Here is a 15,979-nt window from a genome sequence, read left to right as displayed (position 1 = left end):
AGTCAGCAGGCCGGGCCCCCTCGGGCGCAGACCGCACGAGACGTGACTTCCCGATCACTTGTCGGTGTTACGGCATGGACCCGCCGTCCGGCGCGGCCTTCGGCGCCGGACGGCGGGTCAGGTGAAGGTGAGGACCGGTTTGACCACGCTGCCGTCCCGCATGGCGGCCACGGCCGCGCCGATCTCCTCGAACGGGAACGTGGTGACCAGCCGGTCGATCGGGAAGAGGCCACGCCTGTGCAGGCCGATCAGCTCGGGGATGAAGCGGCCGGGGTCGGAGTCGCCCTCGATCACCCCGTGGAGGCGGACGCCCTTGGCGAGCAGACCCATCACGTCGAACGTCACCTCGCCGCCCATACCGAGGAGGGCGAGTTCACCACGCGGGCGCAGCGCGCCCACGGCCCGGCGGGCCATCTCCGGACGGCCGGTGGTCTCGACGACGTAGTGCGCACCGCCGCCGGTGAGGTCGCGCAGCGCCGCCGCCGGACCGTCCCCGGGGGGCAGGGCGGCCTTGGCTCCGAGTTCCGTGGCCAGGGCGCGGCGGGAGGCGACCGGGTCGACGGCCACCACCGGGTCGCAGCCCGCGGCGACGGCGGCCATCAGCGCGCTCAGGCCGACCCCGCCCGCACCCAGGACGACCAGCGAGGAACCCGGTTCGGGGCGAAGCCGGTTGAGCACGGTGCCCGCGCCCGTCTGCCCGCCGCAGCCCAGCGGCGCGGCGATCGCAGCCGGTAGGTCGGAGGGCACCTTGACCACGCCGCGTTCATGGACGACGGCGTACGTGGCGAAGCTGGACTGGCCGAAGAAGCCGGCATGGAGCGGTGTGCCGTCGAGAGAGAGCGGAGTGGTGCCGTCGTCGCGTCCACCGGAGAAGTTCAGGGCCTGCGCCGCACGGCAGTAGGCCGGGTGGTCCGCCGCGCACTGCTCGCAGGCGCCGCAGCTGGCGAAGGTGAGGCAGACGTGGTCCCCCGGCGCGACGCCGGTCACCTCCGCGCCCACCGCTTCGACCAGCCCGGCTCCCTCGTGGCCGAAGACCATCGGGGTGAGCTGCCGGGGCCAGGCGTCCCGCATCCCCAGGTCGGTGTGGCAGACCCCGACCGCGGTCATCCTCACCAGCACCTCGCGCGGCCGCGGATCCTCCAGATCCGCGTCCCGCACGGTGAACGGCGCGCCCGGCGCCTCGGTGACCGCGGCGCGGACGCGCCTCACGAACCCTCTTCGGCACGCGGGCCCTGCTGCGGGGTCCCGGTGACGCGCTCGAGGAAGAAGTAGTAGAAGGGGCCGTCTGCGGGGACTCCTTTGGCGTTCATGATCCCCATCAGCGTGGTGTCGTCCACCTGCTTGAAGTGGTCGAAGACCGGCCGGCCGTCGTAGACCATGGTGGCCGTCGGCTCACCGCGGAACTCGACGGTCCACAGGCTGGCCTCACCCTGGCCGAGCTCGAGGTTGGAGTACAGCTCGCCCTCCGCGTTCCAGCACATCAACGGCTTGGCGTCGTGCAAGGAGTCGAACCTCTTGCCGTACCAGTTGGCCTTCGGCAGCATCCCGACGAGGGGGTGGCCGGTGCTGAACTCTCCGCCCTTCCACTCGCCGAGTATCTCCTCGGGGCGGACGGTGGCCAACACCGTCCAGATCTCGTCGAGTTCGGAGGCGGCGACCGGGCCGTCCTTCCTCCGGAGCTCCTGGAACCGGGCGCGGGCCTCGAGCACGTTCATGCGGGTGTCCTCTCGTCGTTGCTGAACCACGGAGTGAAACGCAGGGATGGTGCAGGTGCGGGATGCCTGGGGAACGCCCGCCCCGACCGCTGCCGGGCGGCGGCGCCCGGCGGGAACGGGAACGGTGCCCCGTCGCGTCACCGGGAAGCGCGCGAAGCCGAACCCCGGGGTGCGGAGATCTGCGCGAGTGAGGAGTGCTGTGGGAACGGGAACACGAGGTCGCCGGTGACCGCGCCAGGGTGGCCCACGGTGCCAAGGCTCAGCAGTACGTGGCGTTCGGCGACCTCCTCCGCGGTGAGCGGGCCGTCAGCGCGGAACCAGTTGGCGACCCCCTGGCACATGATGAGCACCGAACGTGTCGCGTCGGCCGGGATCGGCGTGGTGAACACGCCCCGGGCACGGCCCGCCTCGACCGTGTCCAGCAGCATGTGCTCGAGATAGTCGCGCAGGGCGACGTAGCGGGCCCGGTTCTGTGGCTCCAGACTGCGGATCTCGGTGTCCAGGAAGGCCAGTTGCCGGCGGTGGGCCATGTAGAGCACGATCGACTCGACCATGCCGCAGAGGCGCGCCAGCGGATCGTCCCCGGCCTCGCCGGCCGCTGCCCGGCAGCGGTCCAGAACGTCCTTGATGGATGTCTCCAGCAGCGTGGCCAGCAGGGCCTGCTTGTTCTCGTAGTGGTAGTACAACGCGGGCACGGTGACACCGACCCGGCCGGCGATGTCCCGGACCGAGGTGCCGTGGTAGCCGTGTTCGTTGAAGGCCACCATGGCGTGGGTCAGGATCGGGTGCAGGTCCAGCGGTCCGTAGGAGCGCCAGTGCTCCGCCGGAGGCGTGGGGGTCTCGCTCGGTTCGGTGCTCAACGGCTCTCCTCGGGACGGGCGGCGATCGGCGGCATCGTACGGCCGTGGATCCGAAGCCCACTCCATCCCTCTGCTTAGCGATCGATCAGGAAGGCCGGGCGTCTCGGGTCCGGCCTTATCTCGCTTCCCCGGTATGGGACCACAAAAACTCCTGTTGCGCGAGGAGTTGACCGGGCGCCGCTGCACTTCTACGTTCTTAGCGAACGCTCAGTAAGGCCCCGATTGAGTGGCGACCCTGCCGAGCACCGAGAGAGGAACCCATGAGCCCTCACTCCACCGACCCTCCCGGCCGCGCTGTGGCGGGCCCGCTGGACGGCGTGCGCGTGGTCGAACTGGCGGGGATCGGCCCCGGCCCGTTCGCCGCGATGCTGCTCGCCGACCTGGGCGCCGACGTGGTGCGCGTCGACCGCCCCGGCCCCTCGCCGCTCGGCGGCGATCCCGTGTACGACGTGACCAACCGCAACAAGCGCTCCGTCCTGGTCGACCTCAAGTCGCCCGAAGGGCCGGGAACGGTGCGGGCATTGGTGGCGCGTGCCGAGATCCTCGTGGAGGGATACCGGCCCGGTGTCGCGGAGCGGCTGGGGGTCGGCCCCGAGGAGTGCATGGCCGTCAATCCCGCGCTGGTGTACGGCAGGATGACCGGCTGGGGGCAGCGAGGACCCCTCGCGTCCCTGGCCGGACATGACATCGGCTACATCGCCACTGCCGGTGCCCTTTCGATGAGCGGCGCGCCGGACGGCCCGCCCGTTTTCCCCGCCAACCTGCTCGGCGACTACGCGGGCGGCTCCCTCTATCTGACCACCGGCGTCCTCGCCGCGCTGCTCACCGCCCGCACCACGGGCCGCGGCCAGGTGGTGGACGCTGCGATCGTGGACGGCGCCGCACACCTCACCACCATGTTCTGGGGGATGCTCGCCGAGGGCACCTGGCAGGACGCCCGAGGCCGCAACCTGCTCGACGGCGGCTGCCCGTACTACGGCGTGTACGAGACCGCCGACGGCGGCTGGATGGCGGTCGGCGCCCTGGAACCGCAGTTCTACATGGCATTCGTCTCCCTGCTGGGCCTGGACGGCGAGGACCTGCCGGACCGCGCAGACCCGCGCAACTGGAGCGAGCTGCGGGCCGGGTTCACCACCCGGTTCAAGACCGCCACCCGCGAGGAATGGACGGCGGTCTTCGAAGGCACCGATGCCTGCGTCGCGCCCGTGCTCTCGCTGCACGAGGCGGCCGGCCACCCGCACCTGACCGGACGTGGCACCTACACCGAGGCGTACGGCATCACCCAGCCCGCCCCCGCCCCCCGGTTCTCCGACACCCCCGGCACTCTCCGGCTGCCCCCCGCCGTCCCCGGTGCGCACACCCCCGACGTGGCCCGCGACTGGGACGTGCCCGAACTGCTGAAGGACCACTGCTGATGGAACTGTCCTCACCCTTGACGTACACCGGCGATCCGCGCGCCACCGCGGACCGGGCCGCTGCCCTGGAGTCCGCCGGCCTCGACGCCGTCTGGGTGGCCGAGGCATACGGCTTCGACTCCCCGACGATCATGGGGTACCTCGCCGCGAGGACCGAGCGGATGCGGATCGGCTCGGCCATCCTCAACGTCTACTCGCGCACCCCCGCGCTGATCGCCCAGACCGCGGCCGGCCTCGACGCACTCAGCGGCGGCCGTGCCATCCTCGGCATCGGCGCGTCCGGACCCCAGGTCGTCGAGGGCTGGCACGGCCGCCGTTACGACCGCCCGCTGGGCCGCGCCCGTGAGGTGATCGAGCTGTCCCGGCGGATCTGGCGGCGGGAGGTGATCGAGCACCACGGCATCACCGACATGCCGCTGCCGCCCGAGAAGGGCGGCACCCTCGGCAAGCCGCTGAAACTGCTGAACCACCCGGTCCGCGACACCATCCCCGTCCACCTCGCGGCGCTGGGCCCGGCCAATGTCCGGATGGCCGCCGAGATCGCCGACGGATGGCTGCCGTTCCTCTACGTCCCCGAGCACGCGGCCAAGGTCTGGGGCGGGCCCCTGGCCGAAGGTGCCGCCAAGCGTGATCCCGCGCTCGGCCCGCTCTCGGTCGTGGCGGGCGGCCTGCTGGCCATCGGGGACGACGCCGAGGCGGTCCGCGACCTGATGCGCCCCACCGTCGCCCTCTACGTCGGCGGCATGGGCGCGCCCGGCCGCAACTTCTACCACGACCTCGTCTGCTCCTACGGTTACGAGTCCGCCGCGGCGGCCATCCAGGAGCACTTCCTCGCAGGCCGCAAGAAGGACGCGGAGGCCGCGGTGCCCGCCGAGTTGCTGGAGCAACTCTGTCTGGCCGGCCCCGAGGGCTATGTCCGCGACCGCGTCGAGGTCTTCCGTGAGGCGGGCGTGACCATGCTCAACGTCACCCCCCTCGGTCCCGATCCCGCCCGGCTGATCGAGCAAGTGAGGAACTGGCTGTGACACTGCGACGAGACCTCTACGGCCCCGACCACGAAGCCTTCCGCGAGACAGCGCGGACCTTCCTCGCCAAGGAGGTGGCTCCGCACCACGACCGCTGGGAGAAGGACTGCGTCGTCGACCGCGAGGTGTGGCGCTCGGCGGGCCGCCAGGGTCTGCTTGGCATGGCCGTCGGCGAGGAGTACGGCGGCGGCGGGACCGCCGACTTCCGGTACAGCGCCGTCCTCATCGAGGAGTTCGCCCGCGCCGGCGCGTCCGGCCTGGCCCTGAGTCTGCACAACGACATCGTCGGCCCGTACCTGGCCCGGCTCGCCGACGAGGAGCAGAAACGCCGCTGGCTGCCCGGTTTCGTCTCCGGTGACATCGTCACCGCCATCGCCATGACGGAACCCGGCGCCGGATCCGACTTGCAGGGCATCCGCGCCACCGCCACCGACCAGGGTGACCACTACCTGCTCAACGGCACGAAGACCTTCATCTCCAACGGCATCCTCGCCGATCTCGTCGTCGTGGTCGCCCGCACCACGCCCGAAGGGGGAAGCGGCGGGCTCAGCCTGCTCGTCGTCGAACGCGGCATGGAGGGCTTCGAACGAGGCCGCAACCTGGACAAGATCGGCCAGAAGGCCCAGGACACCGCCGAGTTGTCCTTCGCCGACGTGCGCGTCCCCAAGGAGAACCTGCTGGGGGAGGAGAACAAGGCCTTCGTCTACCTGATGGGCAACCTCGCACAGGAGCGGTTGGCCATCGCGGTCGGCGCCGCCGCCGCGGCCGAGGAGATCCTCGACGTCACCACGCGGTACGTGAAGGAGCGCGAGGCGTTCGGGAAGCCGCTGGCCAAGCTCCAGCACATCCGCTTCGAGATCGCCGAGATGGCCACCGAGGCCGCGGTCACCCGGACCTTCCTGGACCGCTGCGTCACCGAGCACAGTGAGGGCCGGCTCGACGCCGTGCACGCTTCGATGGCCAAGTGGTGGGCCACCGAACTGCAGAAGCGGATCGTCGACCGCTGCCTGCAACTCCACGGCGGATACGGCTACATGAGCGAGTTCAAGGTGGCTCGGGCATTCCTCGACAGTCGTATCCAGACGATCTACGGCGGCACCACCGAGATCATGAAGGAGATCATCGGCCGCTCCCTGCTCGGTTGAGCGTCGACTCCTCGCGGCAACGCCTGTGACGCGTCCGCGGCATTCTCCAGACCCGACATGGAAGGCACTCAAAAGGTGAGCACCGAAGCGTACGTGTATGACGCGATCCGCACCCCGCGCGGTCGCGGCAAGGCCAACGGGGCCCTGCACGGCACCAAGCCGATCGACCTGGTCGTCGGCCTGATCCACGAGACTCTGCGCCGCTTCCCGGACCTCGACCCGGCGGCGATCGACGACATCGTGCTCGGTGTCGTCGGCCCGGTCGGCGACCAGGGCGCGGACATTGCCCGCACCGCCGCCATCCTCGCGGGCCTGCCCGACACGGTGGCCGGCGTCCAGGAGAACCGCTTCTGCGCCTCCGGGCTGGAAGCCGTCAACATGGCCGCGATGAAGGTGCGTTCGGGCTGGGAGGACCTGGTCCTCGCCGGTGGCGTGGAGTCCATGTCGCGTGTCCCGATGGGCAGTGACGGCGGCGCATGGGCACTGGACCCGCGCACCAACCACGACACCGGCTTCGTTCCGCAGGGCATCGGCGCCGACCTGATCGCCACCCTGGAGGGCTTCTCCCGGCACGACGTGGACTCCTACGCGGCGCTCTCCCAGGAGCGGGCCGCCGCCGCCTGGAAGGACGGGCGCTTCGACCGCTCGGTCGTCCCCGTGCGGGACCGCAACGGGCTGCTGGTCCTCGACCGGGACGAGCACATCCGGCCCGGCACCACCGCCGAGAGCCTGGCCGGGCTCAAGCCCTCCTTCTCCGTGCCCGGCGAGACGGGCGGCTTCGACGCGGTGGCGCTGCAGAAGTACCACTGGGTGGAGAAGATCGACCACGTCCACCACGCGGGCAACTCCTCCGGCATCGTCGACGGAGCCGCCCTGGCAGCCATCGGCAGCAAGGAGACCGGTGAGCGTCACGGCCTCACCCCACGTGCCCGGATCGTCTCCGCGGCTGTTTCCGGCGCCGATCCCACCATCATGCTGACCGGCCCCGCGCCCGCCTCCCGCAAGGCGCTCGCCAAGGCCGGGCTGACCGTCGACGACATCGACCTCGTCGAGATCAACGAAGCATTCGCCGCCGTCGTCCTGCGCTACGTCAAGGACATGGGGCTGAGCACGGACCGGGTCAACGTCAACGGCGGCGCCATCGCGCTCGGCCACCCGCTCGGCGCCACCGGCGCGATGATCCTGGGCACCCTCATCGACGAACTGGAGCGCCAGGACAAGCGCTACGGCCTGGCCACCCTCTGCGTGGGCGGCGGCATGGGAATCGCCACCGTCATCGAGCGTCTTTGACCGTCCCCCTTCCTACGGAGAAGACAGACACATGACCGAGAGCACGACCATCCGCTGGGAACAGGACGAGACCGGCGTCGTCACCCTCGTACTCGACGACCCCGACCAGTCCGCCAACACGATGAACGCCGCGTTCATCGACTCGCTGGACGCCGTCGCGGCGCAGCTGACGGAACGCCGCGACGACATCCGGGGCGTCATCGTCGCCTCCGCCAAGAAGAGCTTCTTCGCCGGCGGCGACCTGCGTGACCTGATCTCGGTCACCCCCGAGACCGCCGGGGCCTCCTTCGAGGCCGGGATGCGCGTCAAGCGTTCGCTGCGCGTTCTGGAGACGCTGGGCAAGCCGGTCGTCGCCGCGATCAACGGCGCGGCCCTGGGCGGCGGTTACGAGATCGTGCTGGCCTGTCACCACCGCGTGGTGCTGGACAGTCCGGCCGCCCGCGTCGGACTTCCCGAAGTCACCCTGGGCCTGCTGCCCGGCGGTGGAGGCGTGACCCGCACGGTCCGCATGTTCGGTGTGGCGGACGCCCTGCAGAAGGTCCTCCTGGAGGGCGCCCAATACGGACCGGCGCGTGCCCTGGAGGCCGGACTGGTCGACGAGATCGCCGCCGGACCGGACGAAATCCTGGCCAGGGCACGGGCGTTCATCGACGCCAACCCGCGGTCCGCGCAGCCCTGGGACGCCCCCGGGTACCGCATCCCCGGCGGCACCCCCGCGACCCCGAAGCTCGCCGCGCAACTCCCCGCCTTCCCCGCACTGCTGAAGAAGAGGACCGGGGGCGCCCCCAGCCCGGCGCCGCGCAACATCATCGCGGCGGCCGTGGAGAGTTCCCAGGTCGACGTGGACACGGCCTTCGTGGTGGAAGCCGGGTACCTGACGGAACTGGTCACCGGGCAGATCACGAAGAACATGATCCAGGCGTTCTTCTTCGACCTGCAAGCGGTCAACTCCGGCGCCGGCCGCCCGAAGGGCATCGAGCCGCGCAAGGTGACCAAGGTGGCCGTGCTCGGCGCGGGCATGATGGGCGCGGGTGTCGCCTACTCCTGCGCCAAGGCGGGCATCGACGTCGTGCTGAAGGACGTCTCCGTGGAGGCGGCGGCGAAGGGCAAGGCCTACTCCGAGAAGCTGTGCGCCAAGGCTGTCTCGCGCGGCAACTCGACGCAGGAGAAGGCGGACGCCCTGCTGGCCCGTATCACCCCGACCGCCGACGCCCAGGAACTGGCCGGCTGCGACGCGGTGATCGAGGCCGTCTTCGAGGACACCGGGATCAAGCACAAGGTGTTCCAGGAGATCCAGGAGGTGCTCGACCCGGACGCCCTGCTGTGCTCCAACACCTCCACCCTGCCCATCACCGTCCTCGCCAAGGGGGTGGAGCGGCCGCAGGACTTCATCGGCCTGCACTTCTTCTCGCCGGTCGACAAGATGCCGCTGGTGGAGATCATCAAGGGTGAGAAGACGGGGGAGGAGGCACTGGCGCGCGCCTTCGACCTGGTGCGTCAGATCCGCAAGACGCCGATCGTGGTCAACGACTCACGCGGCTTCTTCACCTCCCGGGTCATCGGCCACTTCATCGACGAGGGCGTCGCCATGGTCGGCGAGGGGATCGATCCGGCCTCTGTCGAGCAGGCCGCCGCCCAGGCCGGCTACCCGGCCAAGGTCCTCAACCTGATGGACGAGCTCACCCTGACCCTCCCGCGCAAGATCCGCGAGGAGACCCGCCGTGCGGTCGAGGCGGCGGGCCGCACCTGGGAGCCGCACCCGGCGGACGCCGTGGTGGACCGGATGATCGACGAGTTCGGCCGCCCCGGACGCAGCGGCGGCGCCGGCTTCTACGAGTACGACGAGAACGGCAAGCGCACCTGCCTCTGGCCGGGACTGCGCGAACACTTCACGGATCCCTCGAAGCAGCCCGCCGAGCTGACCGGGATGACGGAGCGGATGCTCTTCGTCGAGGCGCTGGATTCGGTGCGCTGCCTGGAGGAGGGTGTGCTGGTCTCGGTGGCGGACGCCAACATCGGCTCGCTCCTCGGGATCGGCTTCCCGCAGTGGACCGGCGGCGTGCTGCAGTACATCAACGGCTACGAGGGCGGCCTGCCCGGCTTCGTAACCCGCGCGCGTGAGCTGGCAGCGAAGCACGGCGAGCGCTTCGCCCCGCCCGAACTGCTGTTGCGCAAGGCCGAGCAGGGCGAGACGTTCACCGACTCCTGATCCGCTCCGGGGTCCGCGGTGCGGCTCGGGTCCGCACCTCCTGAGCACCGACCGGGGCAGGACCGTCCTTCCCCGCGGCTCGACCCACGGGCGGCCACCTCACCTCCCGGCCGGCACACCCGCCGGGGCTCCCCACCGCCCCGGTCTCCTCAGACGTTCCCTTCCGATTCGCAAGGAGGCCCCGATGACATCAGCACCCCGCACCACCGGCGACCTGCCCGACGCTCCGGCCGACCGGACCCTGCCGCAGCTGCTGGCCCGCAACGCCCACGAGTACCCCCGGCTTCCCGGCCTTTCCTGGCAGTCGGCGGACGCTGACGGCGACTGGAGGACGTTCAGCTGGGCGGAGATCCACGAGCGCACCCGGAGCCTCGCCGTTGGCTTCCGGGCCCTCGGCGTCGGCCGCGGCGACCACGTACTGCTGTTGATGTCCAACCGGCCCGAACACTGGCTGTCCGACCTGGCACTGGTCCGCCTCGGCGCGGTCCCGGTCAGTGTCTACGGCACCGCGGCCCCCGAGCAGATCACCCACATCGCCCGCAACTGCCGGGCCCGCCTCGCCGTGGTGGAGGGGGCGGCCCAGGTGGCGGTGTGGGAGCCGCTGCTGGCCGACGCCGACACCCCGCTGGAGCGTCTGGTGGTGGCCGAGGAGGGCGCGGAGGGCAGCCACTTCCCGTTCGCCGCCCTGCTCCGCGAACCGGTGCCGGAGCGGTTCGCCGCGGAACTGGACGCCGCCGGCCCCGATGACCCGCTGACCGTCGTCTACACCTCCGGCACCAGCGGCGAGCCCAAGGGCGTCGTCCTGACTCACCGTCAGGTGATGGCCAACGCCCTGGCGCTGGACGCCGTGGTGGAGCTGCCCCCGCACGTCGAGCACATCTGCTACCTGCCCCTCGCCCACATCGCCGAACGGATGCTGGGCATCTACCTGCCCTGCCACCGGGCCTCGCGCGTCTACCTCTGCGCCGACCCGACGGGCGTCGCCGCCGTGGTGCGCAAGGTGCGCCCCGCACAGTTCTTCGGTGTGCCGAGGATCTGGGAGAAGCTGTCCGCCGGTGTGCGGGGCGTCCTCACGCTGATGCCGGCCGAGCAACGGGCGATCATCGAGCAGGCGTTCGCGATCGCCCGCGAGCACGTCGGGTACCGCGAGCGGGGCGAGACGCCGCCCGTCGAGCTCGAGGAGCGCTACACCCGTGTCCGCGAGGACGTGCTGCTGCCCATGCTGGCCGCGGGCGGCCTGGACAAGGTGACCTGGACGGCCAGCGCGTCGGCACCGATGTCGCCCGACGTGGTGAACTTCTGGACCGGCTTCGGCATCGTCATCATGGACGCCTGGGGGCTGACCGAGACCACCGGTGTGGCCACCAGCAACAGCCCGCGGGCCGGTTTCCGGCTCGGCTCCGTGGGACGCCCGGTGGAGTCGGTGGAGGTCCGCGTGGCCGCGGACGGCGAGATCCTGGTGCGGGGCTCGTCCGTCTTCTCAGGCTACCTCCAGCCGGACGGCTCGGTGCAGTCCGCACTGGACGCCGACGGCTGGCTGGCCACCGGCGACATCGGCCGCGTGGACGAGGACGGCTACCTCTGGCTCACCGACCGGAAGAAGGAGATGATCATCACCTCCACCGGCAAGAACGTCTCGCCGGCCCTGGTGGAGAACGCGCTCAAGGAACACCCGCTGATCGGCCAGGTGATGGTGCACGGCGACAACCGCTCCTACCTGGTCGCCCTGCTGGTGCTCGACGCGGAAGCTGCCCCGGCCTGGGCGACTGCCAACGGCGTCGCGGTGGAGGGGGGGCTGGCCGGGCTGGCGAAGCACCCCGCCGTCCGGGCAGAGGTGGACCGGGCGGTCGCCGCCGCCAACTCCCGGCTCAACCGGACCGAGCAGGTCAAGCGGTACGAGCTGCTGGCTGAGGAGTGGGGCCCGGCGTCCGGCGAGTTGACGCCGTCGCTGAAGATGCGTCGCCGGGTCATCCGGGACAAGTACGCCGACTCGCTGTCCGGGCTCTACCAGGACTGAGCCGGGCGCCTCCTTCCTCGCGGACGCGACAGGGCGGCCACCCCCGCCGGGGTGGCCGCCCTCTCGCGTCCGGACCTCTCAGAGGCCGTAGGTCTTGCCGATGACGTCCCGCTGGATCTCGCTGGTCCCGCCGTAGACCGTGGAGACCACAGCGGCCCGCAGGTGGCGCTCCATGTCGAACTCCTTGGTGTAGCCGTAGCCGCCCATCATCTGCATGCCCTCCAGGGCGGCTCGCTTGGCGAGTTCGGTCGCCTTCAGCTTGGCCATCGACGCCTCGCGCGGGAACAACTTGTCCGGCTGCGCGTCGCAGTCCAGGGCCACCTCGCGCACCAGCAGCCGGGTGCACTCGATCTCGGTGGCGAGGTCGGCGATCCGGTGCCGCAGCGCCTGGAAGGAGCCGACTGGCCGGCCGAACTGCTCGCGTTCGCGGACGTAGGTGACCGCGTCGTCGAAGGCGCGGCGCGCCAGACCCAGCATGTTCGCGGCCAGGAAGAGCCGCTCGTAGTTCAGCCCCGCCATCAACTGCCGCCAGCCGTTGTTGACCTGGCCGACGACCGCGTCCGCGGGGAGCCGCACGCCGGTGAGGAAGACGTCGTTGACCTCCCGGCCGCCCATGGTGTCGATGCGCCGCACCTCCACGCCCGCGGTGCCGGCGGGAAGATGGAACATGGTCAGACCGCCGTGCTTGTCCTCGCCGGTGCGGGCCACCAGCAGGATGTGCTTCGCGCAGTGCGCGTTGGAGATCCAGGTCTTCTGACCGTCGATCACCCACGTGCCGTCCGCCTCCTGCCGGGCCTGGCAGCGCAGCGCGCCGACATCCGACCCGGCCCCCGGCTCCGACATGGCGATGGCCAGCACCTCACCGCCCACGGCGGCGGGCAGCACCTCCAGGCGCTGCTGCCCGGTGCCGAACCTCTCGTACGCCTTCGCGGCGATGACGGTGGTGATGAAACCTCCGGCCGGGACCATCCCGTAGGAGGTCTCCTCCAGGAAGAGACAGGAGTCGGCCAGTCCGCCGCCGGAGCCTCCGTACTCCTCGGGCAGGCACACCCCGAGCCAGCCCAGGTCGGCGAGCCTGCCGTACAGCTCGGGGTTGTGGGCTTCGCGGCCACCCGAGGTCAGCGCGTCACGCTGCTCCCGGGTGCCGCACTCCCGCTTGGCGAAATCTCGGACGGCCGCGACGAAATCGGCCTGCTCTTCTGTGAGGCGACTGCCCATCAGGTCCTCCGGGGTTCGAATCATGTTACGGATTTATGATAAGCGTTTCATCGTCTCTCCGGGAGGGGTGCGCCGGTATCGTGAGCGCCATGAGAACTGACACGAACGACTCGGGGGCTGCCGCCCGGACCATCGCGGAGCCGGAGACGGAGACGGAGGACCGTACGGCGCTGCGTATCCTCGACGCCGCACTGGAGCAGTTCACCCTCCTGGGCCTGCGCCGCTCCTCCGTGGACGATGTCGCCAAGCGCGCCGGAGTCTCCCGGGTCACTGTCTTCCGACGCTTCCAGACCAAGGACAAGCTGGTCGAGGCCACCCTGTTGCGCGAACTCAGCCGGTTCTTCCAGCGGCTGGACGCGGCGGTGATGGCGCTGCCGACCATGGAGGAGCGGGTCGTCGAGGGCTTCGTGGTCGCCCTGCGCCACACCCGGGTCCATCCGCTCTTCGGCGGCCTGCTGCGTCTCGAACCCGAGGTCGTGCTGCCTTATCTGACCGTGCAGGGCGGCTTCTCGCTCTCCGCCACCGTCACCTACCTGACGGGCCATCTGCGCCGCGCCCAGCAGGCGGAGGGCCGTCCCGACGAGGACCCGCAGCCGGTCGCCGAGCTCATGGTGCGCGTCGCCGTCTCGTTCCTGCTCAACCCCGCCAGCTGCATCGAGATGGACGACGAGGACCAGGCCCGGGCCTTCGCCCGCCGCTACCTGGCCCCGCTGCTGACCGCCTGACCGCCCTGACCGCTCGGGCGGACGGGGCAGGGCGGCGCGGGCCGCGGCCCGGCCGTTCAGCGGCGCCGGTGCAGTGTCCGGGCCAGCCGTACCGCGCGCTCCCGTGTGGCGGCCGGAACATCGAAGGAGGTCAGCGCGATCGGCGGGGTGAACCGCTGCACCGTGGTCGACTGCACGGAGGTGAAGGAACGCAGCCCCTCCTCGCCGTGGAGCCGCCCGAAGCCGGAGTCCTGCGAACCACCGAACGGCAGCGCCGGCACCGCGGCGAAGCCCAGCACCGAGTTCACCGACACCGCCCCCGCACGCAGCCGCGCCGCGATCGCCGCACCCGCGCGCCCCGTGCGGCTGAACACCGCGGCCCCCAGGGCATATCGCGAGGCGTTCGCCCGCTCCACCGCCTCGTCCACGTCGGCCACCGCGTTGATCGCCACGACCGGCCCGAACGTCTCCTCCGTCATCGCCGCCGCGTCCTCCGGAACACCGGTCAGCACGACCGGCGCGACGTACGGAGCGCGAACCGACTCGGGCCCGCCCAGCAGGGCTCGGGCGCCCGCAGAGACCGCGCCGGTCACATGCCGCTCGACGATCGCGAGCTGGCCCGGCAGCGTCATCGGGCCGTAGGCGGCGTCCGCCCCTTCGCCCGGCCGCAGTGCCTCGGCCCGCTCGACGACGCGTTGACACAGTGCCTCGTGGATCTCGCGCACCGCGTAGACGCGCTCCACCCCCGCGCAGGTCTGCCCCGCGTTGCTCAGTGCGCCCCACACGATCGCGTCGGCGGCCGCGTCCAGGTCGGCGTCCGCGGTGACGATCACCGCGTCCTTCCCACCGCACTCGGCGAGGAACGGCGTCAGCGTCTCGGCGCACACCGCCATCACCTTGCGGGCCGTCCCCGGCGAACCGGTGAACGCCAGCTTGTCGACCCCGGACCGGGCCAGGGCGTCCCCGGTGGGCGCGGCGCCGGTGACGGTGGTGAGCAGCCCGGCGTGCTGGGGCACGGCGGCGTCGAAGAGCTCGGCCAGCAGGACCCCGGTGCCCGGGGTCAGTTCGGACGGTTTGAAAACCACGGCGTTTCCTGCCGCCAGGGCGTAGCCGATCGAGCCCATCGGGGTGTACAGGGGGTAGTTCCAGGGGCCGATCACGCCGATCACGCCCAGCGGCCGGTGCACCAGCGAGGCCCGCTGGTGGACGGTGAAGAGCCCGGTGCGAACCTTCCGCCTGCGCAGTACGGGGCCGGCCTTGCGGGCGGCCCAGGCCAGGTGCTCCAGCGTGAGGACGACCTCCAGCGCGGCGTCACCGGCCGGCTTGCCGGTCTCCTCGGAGATGGTGCGGGCCACCGCGTCCAGGTCGGTGGCGATGGCCTTCTTCCAGTGCAGCAGGTGGTCACGGCGCCGCGACGCGGGCAGCGCCGCCCATCCGGTCTGAACGGACCGGGCTCGCGCCACGGCGCCGGAGACCTCGTCCGGTCCGTTCACCGGGTGCTCGGCGATCGGCTCGCCGGTCGCGGGGGAGCGCGTGGTGAAGGTCGCGGCGGGTGATGCGGCCGGTGTGGAGGTGTCGGTCATCGGGTCTCCTGACGGGGAACGCGAGGGGCGGACGACGGCGCCGGAACGGAGGCCCTCTCCGACACGGGTCGTAGTGGTGCCGACTGTTCTGGATCTCATGGGGGAGCGCCCCGATGAGTCGAAGATACTGAAACTATTGACTTGTTTCATCAGGCGTCAATACTCCGGACGTAACGGAGGCGCCGAACGCGCCCCGGCCCCTCCTTGCGGCCGTCCCCGACCCCACTCGGCCCGCCAGTTCCCCGAGCGATTCCCACGTCCGCCGCCGGTCCGCCTCCCCGCCCAGGTCCGTCCCCGAGAGCTCGACGACCCGTGCGTACGACGAGAACTGTTCGTAGAACGCGATCCGGGGAGCGGGGCGGCCCGCGGCCTCGGTGAGCTGCCTCAGTGCGGTGTGGGACTCGCGCAACCAAGTTGGCCGGCTGTATCGAGGATCGTTGGCTCAAAAAGAAGAAGGATCCGGTCACCGGGAGAAGACCGCTCGCTACGGCAAGGGCAAGCGGTACAAGGTCGCCGGCGTGCTTGGGGCCGCCGGTGGAGGTGGAGCTGCCGTGGGGGAAACCGAAGGGGGAGGGGGAAGATGTTCTCCCCGCTGCTCACCGAAGGACGGTTTCCACGTGCTTCGGCATACCTACGCCTCGATCATGTTGGAAGCCGGAGAGTCCGTCGTGACCCTGGTTCGGACACTCGTCGCCGGCGATCACCCTCGGTTACTATGCTCACTTCATGCCGGAAGCTGGCAGCAGGGGGCGCGGCACCATCGACAGTCTGCTTGGGAGCGAGGAGACCGGCTCGCCA

The 15,979-nt window shown here is 71.0% G+C and carries 12 protein-coding genes; 7 read left to right on the top strand and 5 right to left on the bottom strand.

Going from position 1 to position 15,979, the window contains the following annotated elements; genetic code table 11:
* Nucleotides 1–117 precede the first annotated feature (117 nt).
* The 3 genes from ACZ6S6_RS28510 to ACZ6S6_RS28500 form a co-directional block, all read right to left on the bottom strand.
* Entirely contained in the window at nt 118–1,209 is a 1,092-nt protein-coding gene (locus tag ACZ6S6_RS28510; RefSeq protein ID WP_362961003.1) for an NAD(P)-dependent alcohol dehydrogenase, read from the bottom strand.
* Nucleotides 1,206–1,715, bottom strand: coding sequence for a DUF4334 domain-containing protein (locus ACZ6S6_RS28505; RefSeq protein WP_362961000.1), 510 nt, complete (start codon nt 1,713–1,715; stop codon nt 1,206–1,208). The genes ACZ6S6_RS28510 and ACZ6S6_RS28505 overlap by 4 nt, the downstream gene beginning before the upstream one ends.
* Before the next feature lie 137 nt (nt 1,716–1,852).
* On the bottom strand, nt 1,853–2,575 hold the full coding sequence (locus tag ACZ6S6_RS28500; RefSeq protein WP_469707440.1) for a TetR/AcrR family transcriptional regulator: 723 nt from the start codon (nt 2,573–2,575) through the stop codon (nt 1,853–1,855).
* 260 nt (nt 2,576–2,835) lie between these two features.
* On the opposite strand from ACZ6S6_RS28500, the gene ACZ6S6_RS28495 reads away from it, so the two are divergent.
* The 6 genes from ACZ6S6_RS28495 to ACZ6S6_RS28470 all read left to right on the top strand — a co-directional run bounded on the left by ACZ6S6_RS28495 (nt 2,836) and on the right by ACZ6S6_RS28470 (nt 11,676).
* Nucleotides 2,836–3,990, top strand: a complete 1,155-nt coding sequence (locus ACZ6S6_RS28495) for a CaiB/BaiF CoA transferase family protein (protein ID WP_469707438.1) — start codon at nt 2,836–2,838, stop codon at nt 3,988–3,990.
* Complete coding sequence (locus tag ACZ6S6_RS28490; RefSeq protein WP_469707436.1) at nt 3,990–5,015, top strand: LLM class F420-dependent oxidoreductase; 1,026 nt, start codon at nt 3,990–3,992, stop codon at nt 5,013–5,015. Before ACZ6S6_RS28495 ends, ACZ6S6_RS28490 begins: the two co-directional genes overlap by 1 nt.
* Entirely contained in the window at nt 5,012–6,160 is a 1,149-nt protein-coding gene (locus ACZ6S6_RS28485; protein WP_469707435.1) for an acyl-CoA dehydrogenase family protein, read from the top strand. The genes ACZ6S6_RS28490 and ACZ6S6_RS28485 overlap by 4 nt, the downstream gene beginning before the upstream one ends.
* Before the next feature lie 75 nt (nt 6,161–6,235).
* Entirely contained in the window at nt 6,236–7,450 is a 1,215-nt protein-coding gene (locus ACZ6S6_RS28480) for an acetyl-CoA C-acetyltransferase (RefSeq protein WP_469707432.1), read from the top strand.
* A 31-nt stretch (nt 7,451–7,481) separates the two neighbouring features.
* Nucleotides 7,482–9,659, top strand: a complete 2,178-nt coding sequence (locus ACZ6S6_RS28475; protein ID WP_469707429.1) for a 3-hydroxyacyl-CoA dehydrogenase NAD-binding domain-containing protein — start codon at nt 7,482–7,484, stop codon at nt 9,657–9,659.
* Between the two features lie 184 nt (nt 9,660–9,843).
* The gene (locus ACZ6S6_RS28470; RefSeq protein WP_469707427.1) at nt 9,844–11,676 is read left to right on the top strand and encodes an AMP-dependent synthetase/ligase; all 1,833 of its coding nucleotides are present in this window, start codon (nt 9,844–9,846) and stop codon (nt 11,674–11,676) included.
* Nucleotides 11,677–11,754: 78 nt separating this feature from the next.
* Here ACZ6S6_RS28470 and ACZ6S6_RS28465 read toward each other — a convergent pair whose 3' ends face one another.
* Nucleotides 11,755–12,894: an acyl-CoA dehydrogenase family protein gene (locus ACZ6S6_RS28465; RefSeq protein ID WP_469707577.1), complete on the bottom strand. Its 1,140-nt coding sequence runs from the start codon at nt 12,892–12,894 to the stop codon at nt 11,755–11,757.
* Nucleotides 12,895–12,983: 89 nt separating this feature from the next.
* Here ACZ6S6_RS28465 and ACZ6S6_RS28460 point away from each other — a divergent pair, with 89 nt between their 5' ends.
* Nucleotides 12,984–13,619, top strand: coding sequence for a TetR/AcrR family transcriptional regulator (locus tag ACZ6S6_RS28460; protein ID WP_469707425.1), 636 nt, complete (start codon nt 12,984–12,986; stop codon nt 13,617–13,619).
* Nucleotides 13,620–13,675: 56 nt separating this feature from the next.
* On the opposite strand, the gene ACZ6S6_RS28455 is transcribed toward ACZ6S6_RS28460, so the two are convergent.
* Entirely contained in the window at nt 13,676–15,181 is a 1,506-nt protein-coding gene (locus ACZ6S6_RS28455) for an aldehyde dehydrogenase family protein (protein ID WP_469707424.1), read from the bottom strand.
* Nucleotides 15,182–15,979: the final 798 nt, after the last annotated feature.

Source organism: Streptomyces sp. NPDC048671 (genome assembly GCF_055587045.1).
The sequence above is the reverse complement of the archived record's forward strand: the minus strand, read 5'-3'. Positions and strand labels throughout refer to the sequence as shown.

Bases quoted from the DNA above. Each gene is read 5' to 3' on its own strand.
- ACZ6S6_RS28470 (WP_469707427.1), top strand. From the start codon at position 9,844: ATGACATCAGCACCCCGCACCACCGGCGACCTGCCCGACGCTCCGGCC.
- ACZ6S6_RS28505 (WP_362961000.1), bottom strand. From the start codon at position 1,715: ATGAACGTGCTCGAGGCCCGCGCCCGGTTCCAGGAGCTCCGGAGGAAG.
- ACZ6S6_RS28460 (WP_469707425.1), top strand. From the start codon at position 12,984: ATGAGAACTGACACGAACGACTCGGGGGCTGCCGCCCGGACCATCGCG.
- ACZ6S6_RS28465 (WP_469707577.1), bottom strand. From the start codon at position 12,894: ATGGGCAGTCGCCTCACAGAAGAGCAGGCCGATTTCGTCGCGGCCGTC.
- ACZ6S6_RS28490 (WP_469707436.1), top strand. From the start codon at position 3,990: ATGGAACTGTCCTCACCCTTGACGTACACCGGCGATCCGCGCGCCACC.
- ACZ6S6_RS28455 (WP_469707424.1), bottom strand. From the start codon at position 15,181: ATGACCGACACCTCCACACCGGCCGCATCACCCGCCGCGACCTTCACC.
- ACZ6S6_RS28475 (WP_469707429.1), top strand. From the start codon at position 7,482: ATGACCGAGAGCACGACCATCCGCTGGGAACAGGACGAGACCGGCGTC.
- ACZ6S6_RS28495 (WP_469707438.1), top strand. From the start codon at position 2,836: ATGAGCCCTCACTCCACCGACCCTCCCGGCCGCGCTGTGGCGGGCCCG.